23 protein-coding genes and 4 tRNA genes are annotated in these 19,421 nt (G+C 72.6%); 8 read left to right on the top strand and 19 right to left on the bottom strand.

Annotated elements, in window-relative coordinates:
- Nucleotides 1-93 precede the first annotated feature (93 nt).
- Genes AC2H4J_RS17650 through AC2H4J_RS17595 form a run of 12 tightly spaced genes read right to left on the bottom strand, consistent with a single transcriptional unit; the run spans nucleotide 94 to nucleotide 10,535 of the window.
- Entirely contained in the window at nucleotides 94-849 is a 756-nt protein-coding gene (locus tag AC2H4J_RS17650) for a YebC/PmpR family DNA-binding transcriptional regulator (protein ID WP_487466189.1), read from the bottom strand.
- Entirely contained in the window at nucleotides 846-1,496 is a 651-nt protein-coding gene (gene pdxT / locus AC2H4J_RS17645) for a pyridoxal 5'-phosphate synthase glutaminase subunit PdxT (RefSeq protein ID WP_487466188.1), read from the bottom strand. The genes AC2H4J_RS17650 and pdxT overlap by 4 nt, the downstream gene beginning before the upstream one ends.
- Entirely contained in the window at nucleotides 1,493-2,395 is a 903-nt protein-coding gene (gene pdxS / locus AC2H4J_RS17640) for a pyridoxal 5'-phosphate synthase lyase subunit PdxS (protein ID WP_487466187.1), read from the bottom strand. The genes pdxT and pdxS overlap by 4 nt, the downstream gene beginning before the upstream one ends.
- Nucleotides 2,396-2,446: 51 nt before the next feature.
- Nucleotides 2,447-3,007 carry a LemA family protein gene (locus AC2H4J_RS17635; protein ID WP_487466186.1) on the bottom strand — a complete coding sequence of 187 codons (561 nt, stop codon included), beginning with the start codon at nucleotides 3,005-3,007 and terminating at the stop codon, nucleotides 2,447-2,449.
- Nucleotides 3,008-3,018: 11 nt separating this feature from the next.
- Nucleotides 3,019-4,233 carry a glycosyltransferase family 4 protein gene (locus AC2H4J_RS17630; RefSeq protein ID WP_487466185.1) on the bottom strand — a complete coding sequence of 405 codons (1,215 nt, stop codon included), beginning with the start codon at nucleotides 4,231-4,233 and terminating at the stop codon, nucleotides 3,019-3,021.
- Nucleotides 4,233-5,168 (bottom strand): phosphatidylinositol mannoside acyltransferase, encoded by a 936-nt coding sequence (locus tag AC2H4J_RS17625; protein ID WP_487466184.1) that lies wholly within the window; start codon nucleotides 5,166-5,168, stop codon nucleotides 4,233-4,235. Before AC2H4J_RS17625 ends, AC2H4J_RS17630 begins: the two co-directional genes overlap by 1 nt.
- Entirely contained in the window at nucleotides 5,165-5,797 is a 633-nt protein-coding gene (gene pgsA / locus AC2H4J_RS17620; RefSeq protein ID WP_487466183.1) for a phosphatidylinositol phosphate synthase, read from the bottom strand. The genes AC2H4J_RS17625 and pgsA overlap by 4 nt, the downstream gene beginning before the upstream one ends.
- Nucleotides 5,798-6,379, bottom strand: coding sequence for an HIT family protein (locus AC2H4J_RS17615; RefSeq protein ID WP_487466182.1), 582 nt, complete (start codon nucleotides 6,377-6,379; stop codon nucleotides 5,798-5,800).
- Nucleotides 6,376-8,418 carry a threonine--tRNA ligase gene (gene thrS, locus AC2H4J_RS17610; RefSeq protein ID WP_487466181.1) on the bottom strand — a complete coding sequence of 681 codons (2,043 nt, stop codon included), beginning with the start codon at nucleotides 8,416-8,418 and terminating at the stop codon, nucleotides 6,376-6,378. Before thrS ends, AC2H4J_RS17615 begins: the two co-directional genes overlap by 4 nt.
- Before the next feature lie 54 nt (nucleotides 8,419-8,472).
- The gene (locus AC2H4J_RS17605; RefSeq protein WP_487466180.1) at nucleotides 8,473-9,585 is read right to left on the bottom strand and encodes a CapA family protein; all 1,113 of its coding nucleotides are present in this window, start codon (nucleotides 9,583-9,585) and stop codon (nucleotides 8,473-8,475) included.
- A 10-nt stretch (nucleotides 9,586-9,595) separates the two neighbouring features.
- The gene (locus AC2H4J_RS17600; RefSeq protein ID WP_487466179.1) at nucleotides 9,596-10,138 is read right to left on the bottom strand and encodes an MOSC N-terminal beta barrel domain-containing protein; all 543 of its coding nucleotides are present in this window, start codon (nucleotides 10,136-10,138) and stop codon (nucleotides 9,596-9,598) included.
- A gap of 10 nt (nucleotides 10,139-10,148) precedes the next feature.
- Nucleotides 10,149-10,535: an HNH endonuclease gene (locus AC2H4J_RS17595; RefSeq protein ID WP_487466178.1), complete on the bottom strand. Its 387-nt coding sequence runs from the start codon at nucleotides 10,533-10,535 to the stop codon at nucleotides 10,149-10,151.
- A gap of 168 nt (nucleotides 10,536-10,703) precedes the next feature.
- Here AC2H4J_RS17595 and AC2H4J_RS17590 point away from each other — a divergent pair, with 168 nt between their 5' ends.
- On the top strand, nucleotides 10,704-11,378 hold the full coding sequence (locus AC2H4J_RS17590; protein WP_487466177.1) for a DUF4190 domain-containing protein: 675 nt from the start codon (nucleotides 10,704-10,706) through the stop codon (nucleotides 11,376-11,378).
- Nucleotides 11,379-11,447: 69 nt separating this feature from the next.
- Here the strand turns inward: AC2H4J_RS17590 and AC2H4J_RS17585 are convergent.
- From AC2H4J_RS17585 to AC2H4J_RS17570, 4 genes are all read right to left on the bottom strand, one after another.
- Nucleotides 11,448-11,519, bottom strand: a tRNA-Val gene (locus tag AC2H4J_RS17585).
- Nucleotides 11,520-11,551: 32 nt separating this feature from the next.
- Entirely contained in the window at nucleotides 11,552-11,884 is a 333-nt protein-coding gene (locus tag AC2H4J_RS17580) for a TIGR02611 family protein (protein WP_487466176.1), read from the bottom strand.
- Between the two features lie 152 nt (nucleotides 11,885-12,036).
- Nucleotides 12,037-12,852, bottom strand: a complete 816-nt coding sequence (locus AC2H4J_RS17575; RefSeq protein WP_487466175.1) for an anti-sigma factor — start codon at nucleotides 12,850-12,852, stop codon at nucleotides 12,037-12,039.
- Nucleotides 12,849-13,487 (bottom strand): sigma-70 family RNA polymerase sigma factor, encoded by a 639-nt coding sequence (locus AC2H4J_RS17570; RefSeq protein ID WP_487466174.1) that lies wholly within the window; start codon nucleotides 13,485-13,487, stop codon nucleotides 12,849-12,851. The genes AC2H4J_RS17575 and AC2H4J_RS17570 overlap by 4 nt, the downstream gene beginning before the upstream one ends.
- Nucleotides 13,488-13,655: 168 nt before the next feature.
- On the opposite strand from AC2H4J_RS17570, the gene AC2H4J_RS17565 reads away from it, so the two are divergent.
- From AC2H4J_RS17565 to AC2H4J_RS17550, 4 genes are all read left to right on the top strand, one after another.
- Nucleotides 13,656-14,123 (top strand): SsgA family sporulation/cell division regulator, encoded by a 468-nt coding sequence (locus tag AC2H4J_RS17565; RefSeq protein WP_487466173.1) that lies wholly within the window; start codon nucleotides 13,656-13,658, stop codon nucleotides 14,121-14,123.
- A 96-nt stretch (nucleotides 14,124-14,219) separates the two neighbouring features.
- Nucleotides 14,220-14,292, top strand: a tRNA-Gly gene (locus tag AC2H4J_RS17560).
- A gap of 41 nt (nucleotides 14,293-14,333) precedes the next feature.
- A tRNA-Cys gene (locus AC2H4J_RS17555) sits at nucleotides 14,334-14,404 on the top strand.
- Between the two features lie 53 nt (nucleotides 14,405-14,457).
- Nucleotides 14,458-14,532, top strand: a tRNA-Val gene (locus AC2H4J_RS17550).
- Between the two features lie 16 nt (nucleotides 14,533-14,548).
- Here the strand turns inward: AC2H4J_RS17550 and AC2H4J_RS17545 are convergent.
- Nucleotides 14,549-15,070 carry a GNAT family N-acetyltransferase gene (locus tag AC2H4J_RS17545; RefSeq protein ID WP_487466172.1) on the bottom strand — a complete coding sequence of 174 codons (522 nt, stop codon included), beginning with the start codon at nucleotides 15,068-15,070 and terminating at the stop codon, nucleotides 14,549-14,551.
- A complete protein-coding gene (gene coaE / locus AC2H4J_RS17540; RefSeq protein WP_487466171.1) occupies nucleotides 15,070-15,666 on the bottom strand; it encodes a dephospho-CoA kinase in 597 nt (198 codons plus the stop codon). The genes AC2H4J_RS17545 and coaE overlap by 1 nt, the downstream gene beginning before the upstream one ends.
- Before the next feature lie 165 nt (nucleotides 15,667-15,831).
- Between coaE and AC2H4J_RS17535 the strand changes: the two genes are divergently transcribed.
- Nucleotides 15,832-16,101 carry a hypothetical protein gene (locus AC2H4J_RS17535; RefSeq protein ID WP_487466170.1) on the top strand — a complete coding sequence of 90 codons (270 nt, stop codon included), beginning with the start codon at nucleotides 15,832-15,834 and terminating at the stop codon, nucleotides 16,099-16,101.
- 127 nt (nucleotides 16,102-16,228) lie between these two features.
- Here the strand turns inward: AC2H4J_RS17535 and rpsA are convergent, their stop codons facing one another.
- A complete protein-coding gene (rpsA, locus tag AC2H4J_RS17530) occupies nucleotides 16,229-17,701 on the bottom strand; it encodes a 30S ribosomal protein S1 (protein WP_487466169.1) in 1,473 nt (490 codons plus the stop codon).
- 221 nt (nucleotides 17,702-17,922) lie between these two features.
- Between rpsA and AC2H4J_RS17525 the strand changes: the two genes are divergently transcribed.
- Together AC2H4J_RS17525 and AC2H4J_RS17520 are read left to right on the top strand one after the other, a co-directional pair.
- Nucleotides 17,923-18,762, top strand: a complete 840-nt coding sequence (locus AC2H4J_RS17525; protein ID WP_487466168.1) for a class I SAM-dependent methyltransferase — start codon at nucleotides 17,923-17,925, stop codon at nucleotides 18,760-18,762.
- A gap of 106 nt (nucleotides 18,763-18,868) precedes the next feature.
- A complete protein-coding gene (locus AC2H4J_RS17520) occupies nucleotides 18,869-19,321 on the top strand; it encodes a 2'-5' RNA ligase family protein (protein ID WP_487466167.1) in 453 nt (150 codons plus the stop codon).
- Nucleotides 19,322-19,421 lie beyond the last annotated feature (100 nt).

The following is a 19,421-nucleotide window of genomic DNA, read 5'->3' as shown; positions in this document are numbered from 1 at the left end:
AAATTAACGCCGAATCGTCACCGACCGTCCATCGCCAGGAACGCTCGGTGAGCGAGGGAACAGCGTGACGAATGAGGCGCCCCGCGGGCCGCCTCAGGCGTCGATCTTCTCCATGACCTCGTCGGACACGTCGTAGTTCGCGTAGACGTTCTGCACGTCGTCGAGGTCCTCGAGCGCGTCGATCAGCCGGAAGACCTTGCCGGCGCTGTCCTCGTCGAGCTCCACCTGCACGCTGGGGACGAAGCCGGCCTCGGCCGAGTCGTACTCGATGCCGGCCTCCTGCAGTGCCGTCCGCACGGCGACCAGGTCGCCGGGCTCGCTGACCACCTCGAACGTGTCGCCGAGGTCGCGGACCTCCTCGGCGCCCGCGTCCAGGACGGCCATGAGCACGGTGTCCTCGTCGGCGCCGTCGGCCTTCGGCACGACGACGACGCCCTTGCGGGAGAACAGGTAGGACACCGAGCCCGGGTCGGCCATCGAGCCGCCGTTGCGGCTCATCGCCGTGCGGACCTCCATGGCCGAGCGGTTCTTGTTGTCGGTCAGGCACTCGATGAGGACGGCGACGCCGGCCGGGCCGTACCCCTCGTACGTGATGCCCTGGTAGTCGACGCCACCGGCCTCGGCGCCGGAACCGCGCTTGACCGCGCGGTCGATGTTGTCGTTGGGGACCGAGGACTTCTTGGCCTTCTGGACGGCGTCGAACAGCGTCGGGTTGCCGGAGAGGTCACCGCCCCCGGTGCGTGCCGCGACCTCGATGTTCTTGATCAGCTTGGCGAAGAGCTTGCCGCGCTTGGCGTCGATCCCGGCCTTCTTGTGCTTGGTCGTCGCCCACTTGGAATGGCCGCTCATCGTTCGTCCCTCTCGTCCCCGGCAGCTGGGCCGGCCTGCTCGGCCAGGTGGGCCCGCACGATCTCGACGAACAGCGCGTGCACCCGGCGGTCCCCGGTCAGTTCGGGGTGGAAGCTGGTCGCCACCAGATTCCCCTGGCGGACGGCGACGATCCTACCGTCGGCCGCTCCCCCGACGACCCGGCCGAGGACGTCGACGCCCTCTCCTGCCTCCTCCACCCACGGGGCGCGGATGAAGACCGCGTGCACGTCGCCCCCGGCGAGCCCCTCGAAGGCGATGTCGGACTCGAAGGAGTCCACCTGCCGCCCGAAGGCGTTCCGGCGCACCGTGACGTCCAGGCCGCCGACGGTCTCCTGGTCCGGCGGGGCGTCCAGGATCCGGTCGGCGAGCAGGATCATGCCCGCGCAGGAGCCGTAGGCAGGCAGCCCCTTGCCGATGGCGGCCCGCAACGGCTCGAGCAGACCGAAGCGGACGGCGAGCTTCACCATCGTGGTGGACTCGCCACCGGGGATCACCAGCCCGTCGACGGCATCCAGTTCCTCCGGGCGCCGCACGGGCATCGCCTCGGCGCCCTGCTCGCGCAGTGCGGCCAGGTGCTCGCGGACGTCGCCCTGGAGGGCGAGCACGCCGATGCGCGGGGGCGTCACCAGCCCCGCGTCGAGTAGCGCTCGCTCTCGGGGAGCGTGGAGACGTTGATGCCGACCATCGGCTCACCCAGGCCGCGGGAGACCTTGGCGATCACGTCGGGGTCGTCGTGGAACGTCGTCGCCTGCACGATGGCCGCGGCGCGCAGCGCAGGGTCACCGGACTTGAAGATGCCCGAGCCGACGAAGACGCCCTCGGCGCCGAGCTGCATCATCATCGCGGCGTCGGCCGGCGTCGCGATGCCGCCGGCGGTGAACAGCACGACCGGGAGCTTGCCGAGCCGCGCGACCTCCGCGACGAGGTCGTAGGGGGCGCGCAGCTCCTTGGCGGCCACGTACAGCTCGGTCTCGTCGAGGGTGCCCAGCGCCTTGATGCCGGCGCGGATGGAGCGCATGTGCCGGGTGGCCTCGACGACGTTGCCGGTGCCGGCCTCGCCCTTGGAGCGGATCATCGCCGCGCCCTCGGAGATGCGGCGCAGCGCCTCGCCGAGGTCGGTGGCGCCGCAGACGAACGGCACGGTGAACTCGTGCTTGGCGATGTGGTGCGCCTCGTCGGCGGGGGTGAGCACCTCGGACTCGTCGATGTAGTCGACGCCGAGGCTCTGCAGCACCTGGGCCTCGACGAAGTGCCCGATGCGGGCCTTCGCCATCACCGGGATGGAGACCGCGCCGATGATGCCCTCGATCATGTCGGGGTCGCTCATCCGCGCGATGCCGCCCTGGGCTCGGATGTCGGCGGGCACGCGCTCGAGCGCCATGACGGCGACGGCGCCGGCGTCCTCGGCGATCTTGGCCTGCTCGGGGGTGACGACGTCCATGATGACGCCGCCCTTGAGCTGTTCGGCCATGCCGCGCTTGACGCGCTCGGTGCCGGTGGACGGGGTGCTGTCGGGCGTGACCACGGAATGCTGCCTCTTCGTCGGGAAATCCTCGGGGCCCTATGGTACGGCCGCTCAGCCGCCGGTCCGACCCGCCTGGTCGGTGCCGGCCGTGCGGTGCCCGACGCGGCGGTCGAGGCGGTCGTCGATGTCGAAGTAGCGCGGCAGCGGCCGCGAGGCGTGCAGTCGCATCAGCCGGGGTAGTCGCCGGCGTCGCAGCGCCGCGGTGTCGCGCACCGCGTCGTTGTAGAAGCGCCGGGCCAGCCCCACCCGGGTGGCGGTGCCCTCGAGGTCGTTGCGCAGCGCCGGCGGCACGCCGTCCAGCTCCCCCAGGAGTTCCTGCAGCTCGCGGCCCAGCACGTTCTCGGCCAGCTCCCGGTCGCCGTCACCCGGAGCCCGGGCATCAGCGGCGAACGCAGCCAGGTACCGCGCCCGCTCCTCCCCCACAGCGGCCGGATAGTCGCGGGCCAGCTCCTCGGCGAGGCCCGCCCGGCGCTGCAGCTGGGTCTCCAGCGACGTCCAGGCGCGGGCCACGCGGGCCTCGAGCCGGCTCAGCCGGACGAGGGTCCATCCCGTCCAGGCGAGGAGCAGGAGGACCAGCCCGCCGACGAGCAGCAACCAGGTCCCGGACGTCACGGGGTGGAAGGCTAGTGCTGCACCCGTCCACGGCGGGGCGAACGCGCCTGCATTCTGGCCGGGGGTACTGCGGGAAAGGTCTCGTCGTCCTCGCCGGCGGTCACCTTCGCGCCGTCCGGCGGCAGGACGGTCTCGTAGACCGCGAGGATCCGTCGCGCCAGCACGTCCCAGTCGTAGCCCGCCGCGACGCGCTCGCCGCCGGCTGCGAGGTCGGCCCGCCGGGCGGGGTCGGCCAGCAGCGCGTCGAGGGCGTCGGCGAGCGCGCCCGGGTCACCGCGGCGCACCAGCACACCGGCCGCGCCGTCCTCCAGCACGCGGGCGAACGCGTCCAGGTCGCTGGCGACGATCGGCGCGCCGGCGGCCAGCGCCTCGATGAGGACGACCCCGAACGACTCCCCCAGCAGGTTCGGCGCGCAGTAGATGTCGATCGAGCGCAGGAAGGCGGCCTTGTCGGCCTCGGTGAGCTCGCCGAGCAGGCTCACCGAGGGCCGCAGGTCGTCACCGATGAGCTCCTGCACCTGCCCCGCGTCGCCCCGGCCGGCGACCAGCAGGCGCGTCCCGGGATGTCTGCGGACGACGGTGCGCATGGCCTCGAGCAGCACCGGCAGACCCTTGCGCGGCTCGTCGAAGCGGCCGAGGAAGCCGATCGTCGGCGCACCCGTGCCGCGGGTGACGCCGGGCAGCGACGGGCCGGACGCGAACGCCGACACGTGCACCCCGTTCGGGATGATCACGGCGTCCCCGCCGAGGTGCTCGACCTGCACGCGCCGGGCGAAGTCCGACACCGCGATGCGGCCGCTGATCCGCTCCAGCCAGGGCCGCACGACCGGGCCCCAGGCGGCCAGCCACTTCGATCGGGTCGTGGCCGCGTGGAAGGTGGCCACGATCGGCCCCTTGGCGATCATGCAGACCAGCAGCGAGACCGAGGGCGGCGCCGGCTCGTGCACGTGGACGACGTCGAAACGCCCCTCCCGCAGCCACCGGCGGACCCGCGCGGCCGACACCGGGCCGAACTGCACGCTGGCCATCGAGCCGTTGTACGGGATCGGCACGGTGCGCCCGGCGAAGGTGATCCACTCCTCGTCGACGGAGTCCTCGCGCTCGGCCGGGGTGAGCACCTCCACGTGGTGGCCCATGCCGCGCAGCGTCTGAGCCAGGTCGCGGACGTGGTACTGGACCCCACCGGGAACGTCCCACTGGTAGGGGCAGACCAGTCCGATACGCATCAGGCCGGACCCTGCACGGGATCGGGCGGCACGTCACCCCAGATGCGGCCGAGCATGTGCCAGTCCTCCGGCTGCCGGGCGATCGACTCGGCGAACGCGTCGGCGACCGACTGCATCGCCCCGCCGACCCGGTCCTTGAGCCGGCCAGGGCCGTCGACCGGGATCTCCGGGGAGAACACCAGCCGCCAGCCGCGCTCGGTGAACTGGCAGACGGTCGGCACCAGTGCCGCGCCGGTCTGCGCCGCCAGCAGCGCGCCGCCGCCGGGCATGGTCGCCGTCCGGCCGAAGAAGTCGACCGGGACCCCGCCGTGGCCGAGGTTGCGGTCGACGAGCAGGCACGTCGCGCCGCCGTCGTCCAGCCACTCGCGCAGCACCTCGGTGCTCGGGCGCGGGCCGCCGGTCAGCGGCACCACCCGGAAGCCCAGGGACTCCCGGTAGGCGAGGAACCGGGCGTACAGCGATTCCGGCTTCAGCCGCTCGGCCACCGTCATGAACGGCGACCGGAGGTGGTCGACGAACCAGACGCCGGCGGCGTCCCAGTTGCCGCTGTGCGGCAGCACCATGACCAGCCCGCGGCCCCGGTCGCGCGCCTTCTGCAGGTGCTCGATGCCGACGACCTCGGTGTCGGCGACGATTCGTTCGCTGCTGAGAGTCGGCAGCCGGAACGCCTCCTGCCAGTACCGGGCATAGGACCGCAGGCCGCGGGTGGTCAACTCGGCCAGCTCGGGTTCGGTCAGCGCGCCGCCGGTGACCACCCGCAGGTTGGCGCGCAGCTGGCGCGTGCCCTTGCCGTCCCGGCGGGCCGCCCAGCGGCCGGCCTGGTCGAACGCGCCCCGGGCCGCGGGTTCGGGCAGCAGCCGGACGGCGTGCCACCCCGCCGCGAAGCCGGCGTCGGTGACCCCGGCGGTGAGCCGGCTGCGCAGCGAGCCGGTCACGGCGCCGCGGGCCGCGCCGGCAGCGACGCACCGGCGGCGCCCCGGCGGACGGCGACGATCCGCTGGACGACCGTGACCGCGCTGCCCGCGAGGAGCACCCACAGGCCGACGTGCAGGGCGTACGGCACGCCGATCCCTGTCAGCCCCGTGCCGAACAGGACCAGCAGCAGGCGCTCGAGCCGCTCCACGATGCCGACGTTGCAGGCGATCCCGACTCCCTCGGCCCGCGCCTTGACGTAGGAGGTGAGGACGCCGAGCACCAGGCAGAGCAGCGCGAGCAGGACCAGCAGCCGGTTGTCCCCTCTGCCTGCGAACCACCAGATCAGGGCGCCGAAGATGGCCGCGTCGGCCGCCCGGTCGCCCACGGAGTCGAGGACCGCCCCGAAGACGGTGCCGCCCCCGCGCGCCCGCGCCAGCGCGCCGTCGAGCAGGTCGAGCAGGACGGAGAACGTGACGACGACGGTGCCCCAGAACAGGTGCCCGGTGCCGAAGAGCAGGACGGCGCCGCCGACGGCGCCCAGGGTGCCGACGACGGTGATCCCGTCGGGTGTCACGCCGGCGCGCGCCAACCGCGCGATCAGCGGGGCGACGACCTTCTCGACGACCGGTCGGGCGGAGAGGCCGAGCACTCAGGCCTCCCCGGCCGGCAGCTGCTCGCCGGACCAGGCGGCGGCCAGCAGGTCGCGGCTCTCCCGCAGCACCTGCGGCAGCACCCGGGTCAGGCCGACGACCGGCATGAAGTTGGTGTCACCGCCCCACCGGGGGACGACGTGCTGGTGGAGGTGGTCGGCGATGCCCGCGCCCGCGACCGCGCCCTGGTTCATCCCGATGTTGAACCCGTGCGCGCCACTCACCGAGCGGACCACGCGCATCGCCGTCTGGGTGAACGCGCCCAGCTCGGCGACCTCGTCGACCGTGAGGTCGGTGTAGTCGGGCACGTGCCGGTACGGGACCAGCATCAGGTGCCCGGCGTTGTACGGGTACAGGTTCAGGACGGCGAAGACCGTCGTCCCACGGGCCACGATCAGCCCGTCCTCGTCGCTCATCTTCGGGATCAGGCAGAACGGGCAGTCGTGGTCGCCGGTCGGCTTGTTCTCGCCGCGGATGTAGGCCATCCGGTAGGGCGTCCAGAGGTGCTCGAAGACCGTCGCGGGACCGCCGTCGTCCGACGACACGGCGATCCGGTAGGCCTCCGGGATCTCGTCGGTCATCCGGCGGCCGCCTGCTCGCCCTCCGCCGAGGGGTCGACGTTGTGCCGCGCGGCGATCCAGTCGGCGATCAGCTCGACCGCCTCGGCGACCGGGACGCCGTTGCGCTGCGACCCGTCGCGGTAGCGGAAGGAGACCGCGCCGGCCTCCGCGTCGGTGGCGCCGGCGAGCAGGACGAACGGGATCTTCTGCTTGCTGGCCGTCCGGATCTTCTTCTGCATCCGGTCGTCGGAGTCGTCGACCTCGACCCGGACACCCTTCTCCTTCAGCAGGAGCGCGACGTCGGTCAGGTAGGGCACCTGCTCGTCGGTGATCGGGATGCCCACGACCTGGACCGGCGCGATCCACGCCGGGAAGGCGCCCGCGTAGTGCTCGGTCAGGACGCCGAAGAACCGCTCGATCGAGCCGAACTTCGCCGAGTGGATCATCACCGGCTGCTGGTGCGACCCGTCGGCGGCCGTGTACTCGAGGCCGAACCCGGCCGGCTGGTTGAAGTCGTACTGGATGGTCGACATCTGCCATGTGCGGCCGATGGCGTCGCGGGTCTGCACCGAGATCTTCGGGCCGTAGAAGGCCGCACCACCGGGGTCCGGCACGAGCTCGAGGCCGGTCTCGCGCGCGGCGTCCTCGAGAACGGCGGTGGCGACCGCCCACTGCTCGTCGGACCCGATGAACTTGTCCTGCTTGTCGGGGTCGTCGCCGCGGGTCGACAGCTCCAGGTAGTAGTCGTCGAGACCGAAGTCGCGCAGCAGTCCGAGCACGAAGGCGAGCAGGTGACGGATCTCGCCCGGCGCCTGCTCCGGGGTGACGTAGCTGTGCGAGTCGTCCTGGGTGAGGCCGCGCACCCGGGTGAGCCCGTGGATCACCCCGGACTTCTCGTAGCGGTACACCGTGCCGAACTCGAAGAACCGCAGCGGCAGCTCGCGGTAGGACCGCCCGCGCGACCGGAAGATCAGGTTGTGCATCGGGCAGTTCATGGCCTTGAGGTAGTACAGCGAGTTGTCCAGCTCCATCGGCGGGAACATGGTGTCCGCGTAGTACGGCAGGTGCCCCGACATCTCGAAGACGTGCTCCTTCGTGATGTGCGGGGTGCCGACGTAGTCGAAGCCCTCCTCGATGTGGCGCCGCCGGACGTAGTCCTCCATCTCCCGCTTGATCACCCCGCCCTTGGGGTGGAACACGACCAGGCCGGAGCCGATCTCGTCGGGGAAGCTGAACAGGTCCAGCTCCGCGCCGAGGCGGCGGTGGTCGCGGCGCTCGGCCTCGGCGAGGTGCTCGAGGTAGGCCTTGTGGGCGTCCTTGCTCTCCCACGCGGTGCCGTAGACGCGCTGGAGCTGCGGGTTCTTCTCGCTCCCGCGCCAGTAGGCGGCCGCCGAGCGGGTGAGGCTGAACGCGGGGATGGTCGACGTGCGCGGCAGATGCGGTCCGCGGCACAGGTCGGTCCAGACCCGGTCGCCGGTGCGGGCGTCGAGGTTGTCGTACATGGTCAGCTGGGCGCCGCCGACCTCCACGTCCGCACCCTCGGCGGCCTCACCGGCGCCGCCCTTGAGGCCGATCAGCTCGAGCTTGTAGGGCTCGTGCGCGAGCTCCTTCTCGGCCTCGGCGTCGCTGATCTCGCGGCGGGCGAAGTTCTGCCCGGCCCGGACGATCTCCTGCATCTTCTTCTCGAGGGCGGTGAGGTCCTCGGGCGTGAAAGGCCGCTCGGGGTCGAAGTCGTAGTAGAAGCCGTTCTCGACCGGCGGCCCGATGCCGAGCTTGGTGCCGGGGAACAGCTCCTGCACCGCCTGGGCCAGGACGTGCGCCGTCGAGTGCCGGATGACGGCGCGGCCGTCGGCGCTGGCGGCCGGCACGGGCTCGACCTCGGCGTCGGCGTCGGGGGTCCAGTTCAGGTCCTTCAGGTCGCCGCTGGTGACGTCGCGGACGACCACGGCGCCGTCGGGGCCCTTGAGCGGCACCCCGGCGTCCTTGAGCGCCTGCATCGCCGTGGTGCCGGCCGCGACCCGGATCGGGGGGACGGCGGTCGGCGAGGGCGGGGCGGACACGAGAACTCCTGATGGTCGGTGGAACGGTCTCCCGAGCCTAGTGCGCGACCGCGGTCAGCCCGGGACGACGGCCAGCCCCGCCGCGACGGCACCCCGCCGGCCGAGCACCTCGGAGATGCGGGCGAAGGCAGCCGCGTCGGCCGGGTCGACCCGAACGGAGCCGGCGCCGACGTCCAGGTGCAGCGGGACCGCCTCGGCCTTCGTCACCGTGAACCTGCCGCCGGCGCCCGCGGTGAAGGTGAAGCGGGCGGCCACCTCGTCGTACGGATCACCCTCCTTCGCCATCTCGGCGACGAAGTTCCCGAGCCCGTAGGCCACCCACTTGCCGCCGATCTCCTCGAAGGGCTGCACCACGTGGGCGTGGTGGCCGATGACGAGGTCGATGTCCGGCGACGCCAGCAAGGCGTGCACCGCCGCGACCTGGGCCTCGGTCGGGTCGTGCTGGTACTCCACGCAGCAGTGCAGGCTCGCGATCACCACCTGGGCGCCGGCGGCCTTCGCCCGCGCGGCCGCGGCCAGCAGGGCGCTGACGTCCGGAACCGGTGCGATGTTCACCTCCCATGGCCGGTCGGCCGGCGGTCCTGCGCCGTTGAGGCCGTAGGTCGCAGCGACGTGGGCCACCCTGATGCCGTGGACGTCGAAGATCCGCGGCGTCCGGCTCTCGGACTCGCTGCGGTAGGTCCCCGCGTGCCCGATCCCGGCCGCGTCGAGGGCGTCGAGGGTGCGGGCCAGACCGGCAGCGCCGTCGTCCAGCGAGTGGTTGGACGCGGTCGAGCACTCGTCGAACCCTGCGCCCGCGAGGGCATCGACGATCTCGGGCTGGACGGCGAAGCTCGGGTAGCCGCGATACGGGCCACCCTTCGGCGCCACCGGGGTCTCGAGGTGGCAGATCGCCAGGTCGGCGGCCCGGATCATCGGCGCGACCGGCGCCAGGACGGCGGAGAAGTCGTAGCCGCCGTCCGCCGTGCGCGCCCCGGCGGTGAGCTCCAGGTCCTGGTGGATCAGCACGTCGCCGGTGGCCAGGAGCGTGAAGCTCTGCGCTGCGGCTGCCGGCGACTGCGCCGGGGACGACTCCGCCGACGACGAAGGAGGGGTGGCCGCCGGGGCAGTGTCCCCGCAGGCGGCGAGCAGGAGCACCGTGAGGAGCCCGGCCCGCCAGCGCAGCACGAGCCAGACGCTAGAGCAGGACGGCGTCCCCGACGCTGATCCGGCCCGGGACCCGCACGTCGGCGTAGACGCCGAGACAGTGCTTCGGCGTCCGGGTGACCCGCAGGACCGCCTCCCCCACGCGCAGTTCGCGGCCGACCCAGGCACGCTCGTCGCCGTCGAGGGTCAGGACCAGGTTGGCGCGGGGGTCGTCGGCCGAGCACCCCTCGGGCACCTCGCCCTCCGCGGCCCGCTCGATCGCGGCGCGCGAGACGAGGTGGACCGGGGCGACGCCGCCGTCGTCGTCGGGTGCCGGCACGACGCGGACGGCGCGGCCCAGGAGCGCCTCGACGGCCCGCGCGTCGGCGTCCGGCCGACCGGTGCCCGGGACGTCGGCCAGCCCGGGCACGTCCTTGGCGCGCAGCACGCGGCCGTCGTCGCCGACGACCGTCCAGGCCCGGTCGCCGTCCAGGCCGTCCGCGGTGATCTCCGCCGCCGGCACGTCACAGCCAGCGAGCGAGCGGACGGGATACACCCAGATCTGCTCCACCCGGCCCACGCAGTCCTCCGCCACAGGCCCGACGCTATGCCACCGGGGTTGCCGGCTCACGCCGGCGCAGGCGCCGGAGCTGGGCGTCCAGGTACGGCCGGGCGCGGCGCTGGCCACCCCTCCGCCCGATGGCGGCGGCCAGCAGGGCCAGGCTCCGCGCCAGCCGGGGCTCGTCCGGTTCCCACCCGCGGCGCAGGCATTCCTCCAGCCAGTCGACCGGGCCGCGGTGGCCGCGATCGGAATTGCAGCGCCGGCAGGCCGCCACCTCGTTCTCCGGCCACGAGGGGCCGCCCTTCACCCGCGGCACGACGTGCTCGGTCGTCGGCGCGACCTGGCCGGTGAACGCGCGGCCGCACCAGATGCAGGTCGCGCCGTCCCGGTCGAGGGCGGCCCGCAGTCGTCCGGCGCGGTCGAGGGTCATCGCACCCATCGTCGGCCGGGGACGGCTGGGGCGCGCGCGACACGCGGAACGCGTGTTTCCGGCGGGATCGACCCGTCGCGGCGAAGACCGTTTCCGGAACTCGCCGTCCCCTACAGTCCCCGGCGACCGTCACCCACGCCGACCGCCGGCGCGATGAAATGAGAACCCGTGTCCCAGTACCAGTCCGCCCCGCCGCCCGGTTACCCCACCGAGCAGCAGCCCGTCTACGGACAGCCCGGCTACCAGCCGCAGAAGACGAACACGATGGCCATCCTCGGCCTCGTCTTCGCTTTCGTCTTCAGCCCGCTGGGCGTGATCTTCAGCGCCATCGGCCTGAAGCAGATCAAGGAGCGGCGCGAGAGCGGCCGGGGTTTGGCGCTGGCCGGCCTGATCATCTCGATCATCTCGATCGTGCTCGCCATCATCGCGATCATCGCCTTCGTGACCGTCCTGGCACCGGCGGTCGAGAAGGCTGCGCAGTCGGAGTCCGCCGCCTCGGCGTCGGCCGACGTCGCCGCGCCGGCCGACGACACCACCGGCGTCGTGGCGGCCTGCGAGGTCATCGTCCCGGCGGTCGTGAACCTCGAGTCGGACCTCGCGACCGTGGAGACCCCCGAGGACTACGCAGAGGTCATGGGCACCCTGCGGACGACGATGGAGGCAGCTGCCGGTCAGACGACCGACCGCACCTTCATCGCCCACGTGCAGACGCTCTCCGACGACTTCCAGCAGGCGATCGACGCCGTGAGCGCCGGTGAGGACCCGTCGTCCCTCGAGTCCGCCCTCACCGCTGACGGCACCCAGATCGACGACGACTGCGCCGCGGCCGGCTACGTCCAGTAGCCCCTGCCGGCGAGACGAAGAACCCCAGGCCGGGCCTCCTACGAGGTCCGACCTGGGGTTCTGTCGCGGTGGGCGATACTGGGTTCGAACCAGTGACCTCTTCGGTGTGAACGAAGCGCTCTACCACTGAGCCAATCGCCCGGCGTTGCTGCAGCTGTGATTGTGCCAGAGCCTCACCGCCATAGCGGAACCCACCCCGGCACCCATGTCGGCACGCCCGTCAGGTGCAGCGTGACCACGAGGACGCCGTAGACGAAGGCCGCCGTGGCCGCGGCGATCAGCAGCCGCACCCAGACCGGCTGGTCGGTCACCCAGTCGGTCCACCGCTTCACGTGCTCCTTGGTGAATTCCAGGAGCCGCTCCGCCCAGAGGAACTCCGTCGCCAGGACGAACAGCCCGGCGATCACGATCAGCCAGCCGGGACCCGGCAGCGGGATGGCCACGATGCCCAGCGCGACGACGAGCCCCCCCACGACCCCGACGGCGATCCGGTAGGGATGGTTCACCGACCGGCGGGCGGCGATCCGCCGGCGCCAGCGTGTGTCGGCGATCCGCTCGCGCAGGCTGCGCGTCTCGTCGGCGTCGAACCGCGCGAGCCGCTCCTCACGGGTCTCCCGGTGCCGGGGCGTCTCCGGCGAGGCGACTGTGTCGTGTTCGCTCAGCTGGTCACCTGCCCGGTCGCGACGACCTCCGTCGGGAGTGGCGGAGCCTTCCGACCGGGTTCGAGGCTGATGCCGTAGATCTCGTGCTGGGCGAAGCCGGTCGACCCGGAGCCTACGGTCTTCATCGCGATCCGTGAGGTTGTCACGTCGAACGTGCCGAGCGACTCGGCGTTGCCGCCGTCCATGCTCCAGAGCACGTAGGTGTTCGACCGGGGGTCGTTCTCCGCGAGCCCCTGCATGATCAGGTTCACCTCTCCGCCGCGGGCGACGACCGTGGCGACGGGCTTCCCGTCCGGGGCATTCAGCGGGGCGATCGTCGCCCGGCCGGGGCTGAGCAGGCCCTTCATGACGGCGTTCTGCTCGGCGACCGTCGCCTGCAGCTTGTCGCGGTCGGAGTTGAGGACGACGTTCCAGAGGCCCAGCCCGATGATCGCCGCGAGGGCCGCCGCCACCAGACCGACGGGGACGACCCGGCGCCAGCCCGTGCGCGGAGCGGTCGCCGTCCGTGGGCCGGGGACGACCCGCAGCGGCGGACCCGGGGCGGCGGCGCTCGGGTCCGGCAGCTGCTCGGTCTCCTCCACCGCGTCGCGGATCCGCTGGAGCAGTCCCGCCGAGGGTTCGGGCGCAGGGAGATCGGTGGCCATCGCGGCCATCACCTCCTCGGCCTCGGCCACGGTCGCCGCGCAGCGCGCGCAGCCGGCCAGGTGCGTGGCGAACAGCGACTCGTCCTCGGGTTCGAGCGCCCGCAGGGCCCAGCCGACCGCGAGCTCGTCGTAGGGCGCGTGCTCGGTCGGGGTCTGGTCGGCGGTCATCGTCCGCGCTCCGGGGCGATGGGGGCGCCGAGTGCGCCCCCGGTGATGTCGACGACCGCGCCGCCGAGCTCCTGCTTCAGTCGGCGCATGCCCGAGAGCATCCGGGTCTTCACCGTCCCCAGCGGGGTGCCGGTCAGGGCCGCCACCTCCCGCTGGGTGTAGCCGCCGTAGTAGGCGAGGGTCAGGGCCTCGCGCTGGGGTGCGGAGAGACCGCCGAGCGCCGTCCGCACCTGTTCGGCGACGACCCGGCTCCACACGTCCTCGTCCACGTCGCGCAGGGCGACCGGCTCGTCCAGGATCCGTTCCTCCTCCGCCAGCGCGCGCCTGCGCCGCTGGCTCTCCTCCCGGCGAACCGCGTCGACGGCCTTGTGATGCACCATCGCGAGCAGCCACGAGGCGACGCTGCCCCGTCCGCGCTCGTAGGCGGACGGATCGCGCCAGACGCTGAGGAAGACCTCCTGCAACACGTCCTCCGCGAGGACGTCGTCGGCCAGGATGCGGCGCGCCAGCGCGAAGGCCGGCCGGCGGAAGCGCTCGTAGAGCCCGTCGATCGCCGTCTGGTCGCCGGCCCGGATGCGACGCAGCAGGTCAGCGTCCCCCTCGGCGTCCTCGGGACGCCGGGGCGAGGTGCTCACGGCTCCCATCGTCACACGGAGAGTTCGCGACGGACCCCTTTCGCGGTTCATCCGGGCCGGAATCGGGCATGACTGCTCCGACGGGGACCCGTTCGTGTGACGGGTGAAACAGATGTGAAGGAAGTGCAATGCGACGTCACTCCGAGACCGGACGGTCGTTGACCTGACATGCCGAGCCGATGGACCCCCGGGTACTCCTCCCCCATCACCCTCCAGCTCGTCGGGCCACAGTCGTGGACCGAGGTGCCGGCCCTGCTGTGCTACGACGCCGCAGACCCGTTCGCCGTCCGGATCGCCTTCGGCGACGTCGGTGACGAGAACGGCGTCGTCGACCTCGAGGACGGCGGCATCGCCTGGCTGCTGAGCCGCGAGCTCCTCCAGGCCGGCCTGGACGGGCCCGCCGGCGAGGGCGACGTCCGGCTGTGGCCGGCGCACGCCGCAACCGACGTCCTCTTCCTGCACCTGCGCGCACCCTCGGGCGAGGCGCTGTTCGAACTGTCCCGCGCGACGGTCGCCGCGTTCCTCCGGCAGACCGAGACCCTGGTCCCGTCCGGCACCGAGGGCGCCCTGCTCGACCTCGACGACGAGCTCCACGTGCTGCTGTCCAACGGTGGGGCGGACCCGACGGGCCGCTGACCAGCAGAGATGGTCCACCGCCCGCCTCTCGGGGGCGGGCGGCGGACCCCCCTGGTTGGAGGGCTCCAGGGCGTCGGTTAGAGTTCTCCACGCAACGCGGACGTGGCTCAGCTGGTAGAGCATCACCTTGCCAAGGTGAGGGTCGCGGGTTCGAATCCCGTCGTCCGCTCGGAACCTCGGGCGCTGGTCGAGAGATCGGCGCCCGCGTGCGGTGGAGTGGCCGAGAGGCGAGGCAACGGCCTGCAAAGCCGTCTACACGGGTTCAAATCCCGTCTCCACCTCGTCTCCTCCCGGAGCACGAGCGCGGAGGAGGGTCCGGTCGCGAGGCCGGAACGGGCGATTGGCGCAGCGGTAGCGCGCTTCCCTGACACGGAAGAGGTCACTGGTTCGATCCCAGTATCGCCCACCAGCAGCAGAGCCCCAGGTCACCGACCTGGGGCTCTGCTCATCTCCGGGGTCGGCTGCTCGAGCGTCCGGACGGCGGCGACGCGGGCTTCTGCCGACGAGGCGTGGAACCCGAGCCGCTCGAGCAGAGCGAGTGCCGCGATGTTGCCGGGGCCGGTGTCGGCGTGCACCTCTCGCGCCCCCAGCTCCCGCGCCCGTGCGAGAACCGCGACCATCGCCCCGTGCCCGGTGCCGCGTCCGCGGGCCGTGCGGGTGAGCCAGATGCCCGTCTCGAGGCTCCCGGGCTCGGCGGTGCGCTTCAGCCGGACGGCACCCACCACCGCGCCGTCCACGCAGATGCCCCACGTGGCCTCACCGAGCGGTCCGTCGAGCCCCATGCGGCGGTCGCGGTGGAACCGGCGCAGCCACTCGATCCGCGGGCGGCTCCAGCCGTCACCGGCGATCGGCGGGGTCACCTCGTCCGGTGCGGCGTCGGCCGTCGCCGCCTCGACCAGCCCCGCCAGCACGTCCTCGTCGACCGGGACGAGCTCGACCTCCGGCATCACGGCAGCGCCGGCACGACCCGCTCGGCCCAGAAGCGGTCGACCTGCCCGGCGAGCTGCTCCGGCGTGCCGCCGTTGTCCAGGACGACGTCGGCGACGGCTCGGCGCTGCTCGTCGGTCGCCTGCGCCGCCATCCGCGCACGGGCGTCCTCGGCGGTGAGCCCGCGCTGCACGAGCCGGGCCACCCGGATCTCGGGATCGGCCTGGACGACGAGCACGAGGTCGTAGGAGCCCGCCTGGCCGGTCTCCACGAGCAGCGGGACGTCGTGGACGACGACCGAGTCCGCCGGCGCGGCGGCCGCGATCTCGGTGGCCCGGGCCCGGACCAGCGGATGGACGATCGAGTCGAGCCGTCGCCGCGACTCCGGGTCGGCGAAGACCTCCGCGGCCAGCGCGGGGCGGTCCAGCGAGCCGTCAGCGGCCAACACCTCCGGTCCGAAGGCGTCGACGATCGCGGCCAGGCCGGGCGTCCCCGGCTCGACCACCTCGCGGGCGATGAGGTCGGCGTCGACGATGACCGCCCCGTGTTCGGCCAGGAGCCGGGAGACGGTGCTCTTCCCCGACCCGATTCCGCCGGTCAGCCCGATGCGCAGCACGACCGGACAGTAGCGAGCGGCACCTGCGGGCCGGAGGGCCCGGGGAAGGTCACGGGCCGATAACACCCGTCCATCCCGTCCGGCGCGTCGCTCCAGTCACACCAGTAACAGTCCATAACGTCTGCCGTGGCGATCTTCCCCCGCCGAGAGAGGCAGAACCCGATCATGTCCCGATCCACGCACGCCGGACCTCCGACGACCCGGGCCGCCCGGCGCGGCGCCGGCCGACACCGCCTCGGCACTGCCACCGGCGTCCGCTGCAGCGACATCCCCGCCGTGCGCGAGCGGATGCAGTTCCAGCGCCCCGCGCCCGCCCGCAGCTCGTTCACCCGCTGGCTGTTCCAGGCGCCGGTCGCGGGCCGCCACACGTGGAGCTTCCTCGCGGGCTCCGGCGGCCGTCCGCGTACCGCTTTCGCGATCATCCTCAGCCTGTAGCAACCGCCGAAGAGGCCCGCGGACGTCGTCCGTGGGCCTCTTCGTGTGCCTGCTCGGACGACTGAACGCCAGAGGCCCAGAACCGCATCGGTTCTGGGCCTCTGGCGTTCAGCGGTCTAGCTGAGGATCACTCCCCGCCGGCGAGCTTGGCCCGCAGCGCGGCAAGGGCCTCGTCGCTGGCCAGCGTGCCACCGGTGCTCGGGGCGTCGGCGCTGCCGCCGGCCGCGTCCTCGCTCGAGTAGCTGCCACCCGCGGCGGCCTCGGCGTCGGCCTCCTTGGCGGCCGCGATCTGCTTGCGGTGCGCCTCGAAGCGGGCCTGCGCGTCGGCGTAGGCCTTCTCCCACTCCTCGCGCTGGGCCTCGTAGCCCTCGCGCCATTCACCGGTGTCGGAGTCGAAGCCCTCGGGGTAGAGGTAGTTGCCCTCGGCGTCGTAGGACGCCGCCATGCCGTAGGCGGCCGGGTCGAACTGCTCCTCGTCGCCGACGACGCCCTCGTTGGCCTGCTTGAGCGACAGCGAGATGCGGCGGCGGTCCAGGTCGATGTCGATGACCTTGACCAGGATCTCGTCGCCGACCTGCACGACCTGCTCGGGGATCTCCACGTGGCGCTCGGCCAGCTCGGAGATGTGGACCAGGCCCTCGATGCCCTCGTCGACGCGCACGAACGCACCGAACGGGACGAGCTTGGTGACCTTGCCCGGCACGACCTGGCCGATCTGGTGGGTGCGGGCGAACTGACGCCACGGGTCCTCCTGAGTCGCCTTCAGCGACAGGGAGACCCGCTCGCGGTCCAGGTCGACGTCGAGGACCTCGACGGTGACCTCCTGGCCCACCTCGACGACCTCGGACGGGTGGTCGATGTGCTTCCACGACAGCTCGGAGACGTGCACCAGGCCGTCGACGCCGCCGAGGTCCACGAAGGCACCGAAGTTGACGATCGAGGAGACGACACCCGTGCGGACCTGGCCCTTGGCGAGCTTGTTGAGGAACTCGCTGCGCACCTCGGACTGGGTCTGCTCCAGCCACTGGCGGCGCGACAGGACGACGTTGTTGCGGTTCTTGTCGAGCTCGATGATCTTCGCCTCGAGCTCGCGGCCCACGTACGGCTGCAGGTCGCGGACGCGGCGCATCTCGACCAGCGAGGCGGGGAGGAACCCGCGCAGGCCGATGTCGAGGATGAGGCCGCCCTTGACGACCTCGATGACGGTGCCGGTGACGACCTCGTCGGCTTCCTTCTTGGCCTCGATCGTGCCCCAGGCGCGCTCGTACTGTGCGCGCTTCTTGGAGAGGATCAGCCGCCCTTCCTTGTCCTCCTTCTGGAGAACCAGGGCTTCCACCTCGTCGCCGACCTTGACGACCTCGTTGGGGTCGACGTCGTGCTTGATGGAGAGTTCGCGCGAGGGGATGACGCCCTCGGTCTTGTAGCCGATGTCCAGCAGCACCTCGTCCCGGTCGACCTTGACGATGACGCCCTCGACGATGTCGCCATCGTTGAAGTACTTGATCGTCTGGTCGATCGCCGCGAGGAAGTCCTCGGCGGAACCGATGTCGTTGATGGCGACCTGGGGGGTGCTGGAAGGACGGACCTGGGTGGAGGTCATGTGGTTGGTAGCTCCGGACGGTGGATGCGTAGGGACAGGGCACCCGCGGTCGTCGACCGCGGGGATGGAACAGCGAGGAGAGCCGGCGCGCGCCGACACCCCGTGGAGGGGACAGCACGACAGACCTCTGGCGCATTCCCATGGTACGGACGTCGAGAGCACCCGGTCCACCAGGGTCTGCTCCCGGGACCCCGCCCCCGGCGTGTCACGATCGGCGCGCCATGAACCCACCCTCTCCTCTCCCCCTCGGCAGCGACGGCTATCCGGCCGCCGGCGGCGTCGACCGGCGGCCGGCGGGCACCGAGGAGTCCGTCCGGGCGAACCGGCGGTGGTGGGACGCCGCCGCCCCGGCCTACCTGGCCGAGCACGGGTCCGACCTGGGTGACACCGATTTCCTCTGGTGCCCGGAGGGGCTGCGGGAGGCCGACGCCCACCTGCTCGGGGACGTCGCAGGTCGGCGGGTCCTGGAGATCGGCTGCGGCTCGGCACCCTGCGCCCGCTGGCTCCGCCGCGAGGGTGCCGACGTCGTCGGCCTGGACCTCTCGGCCGGGATGCTGGCCCGGGCGGCCGAGCTGAACCGGTCGACCGGCATCGCCGTGCCGCTGCTGCAGGCCGACGCCGGGGCGCTGCCGCTGACCGAAGCCAGCGTCGACCTCGCCTGCTCGGCCTTCGGCGGATTGCCGTTCGTCGCCGACGTCGGGGGCGCCCTCGGGGAGGTCGCGCGGGTGCTGCGGCCCGGTGGGAGGTTCGTCGCGTCGGTGAACCACCCCATGCGCTGGCCCTTTCCCGATTCCCCGGATCCCGAGGACCTGCAGGTCACGTCGTCCTACTTCGACCGGCGGCCCTACGTGGAGACCGATGGCGACGGGAACACCGTCTACGTCGAGCACCACCGCACGGTCGGCGACTGGGTGCGGGCCGTCGTCGGCGCAGGCCTCGTGCTCGAGGACCTGGTCGAGCCGGAGTGGACGCCAGGCCGGACCCAGGAATGGGGCCAGTGGTCGCCGGGACGCGGCGCTCTCATCCCGGGCACTCTCATCCTGGTCACCCGCAAGGCTTGATCATGCCGAGTGGGGCCCGGAGGGTCCCGCGCAGGCGGGATGGGCGCGCTCAGTGCAGCAGGGGGACGGCCGTTGGCCGCGGTGCGACCCGGAGGGTCGCGGTCTCATGGCGTCGTGGGGCGTTCCGGCCCATCTCTCGGTCGTCTACCCGTTCGTGCCGCCGGCCGACGTCGAGGACGCCGTGCTGTCCCGGCTGGCCGCGGCGGCCGGCACCGTGCCCGCGTTCGACTGCGCGTTCCGGCGCACGGACTGGTTCGGCGACGACGTCCTCTGGCTCGCACCCGAGCCGGACGCGCCGTTCCGCGAGCTGACGAGGGCGGTCGTCGCGGCGTTCCCGGCGCACCGGCCGTACGGCGGGCTCTACGACGAGCCGACTCCGCACCTCACGGTCGGCGAGCTCCGCCTCGGCAGCGCGGACGAACTGGCGGCCGCTGAGCGTGCCGTGCGAGCGCTGCTGCCGATCCACGGGCGAGTGGCTCGGGCGGTACTCCTGGCCGGCCGGCCGGAACCGGACTCCTGGCGACCGGTCGCAGACTTCCCGCTCGGCGTCGCCGGCTGAACAGCCGTCCCTTCCCCTGGTGGGCGAGCGCTGCCGGACTTCGCGCCGTCGGCGCCCCGCGGGGCCGACGGGGGCCGGCGCCCAGCGCGGCAGAGGAGAC

It is taken from the genome of Blastococcus sp. OS1-29 (genome assembly GCF_057628075.1).
The sequence above is the reverse complement of the archived record's forward strand: the minus strand, read 5'-3'. Positions and strand labels throughout refer to the sequence as shown.

What these genes read in the sequence shown, in the direction of transcription:
- AC2H4J_RS17630 (WP_487466185.1), bottom strand. Translation starts at nt 4,233, where the DNA reads ATGCGTATCGGACTGGTCTGCCCCTACCAGTGGGACGTTCCCGGTGGG.
- AC2H4J_RS17595 (WP_487466178.1), bottom strand. Translation starts at nt 10,535, where the DNA reads ATGACCCTCGACCGCGCCGGACGACTGCGGGCCGCCCTCGACCGGGAC.
- rpsA (WP_487466169.1), bottom strand. Translation starts at nt 17,701, where the DNA reads ATGACCTCCACCCAGGTCCGTCCTTCCAGCACCCCCCAGGTCGCCATC.
- AC2H4J_RS17615 (WP_487466182.1), bottom strand. Translation starts at nt 6,379, where the DNA reads ATGACCGACGAGATCCCGGAGGCCTACCGGATCGCCGTGTCGTCGGAC.
- AC2H4J_RS17525 (WP_487466168.1), top strand. Translation starts at nt 17,923, where the DNA reads ATGAACCCACCCTCTCCTCTCCCCCTCGGCAGCGACGGCTATCCGGCC.
- AC2H4J_RS17545 (WP_487466172.1), bottom strand. Translation starts at nt 15,070, where the DNA reads ATGCCGGAGGTCGAGCTCGTCCCGGTCGACGAGGACGTGCTGGCGGGG.
- AC2H4J_RS17520 (WP_487466167.1), top strand. Translation starts at nt 18,869, where the DNA reads ATGGCGTCGTGGGGCGTTCCGGCCCATCTCTCGGTCGTCTACCCGTTC.
- AC2H4J_RS17565 (WP_487466173.1), top strand. Translation starts at nt 13,656, where the DNA reads ATGCCGAGCCGATGGACCCCCGGGTACTCCTCCCCCATCACCCTCCAG.
- AC2H4J_RS17650 (WP_487466189.1), bottom strand. Translation starts at nt 849, where the DNA reads ATGAGCGGCCATTCCAAGTGGGCGACGACCAAGCACAAGAAGGCCGGG.
- AC2H4J_RS17535 (WP_487466170.1), top strand. Translation starts at nt 15,832, where the DNA reads ATGTCCCGATCCACGCACGCCGGACCTCCGACGACCCGGGCCGCCCGG.
- AC2H4J_RS17575 (WP_487466175.1), bottom strand. Translation starts at nt 12,852, where the DNA reads ATGACCGCCGACCAGACCCCGACCGAGCACGCGCCCTACGACGAGCTC.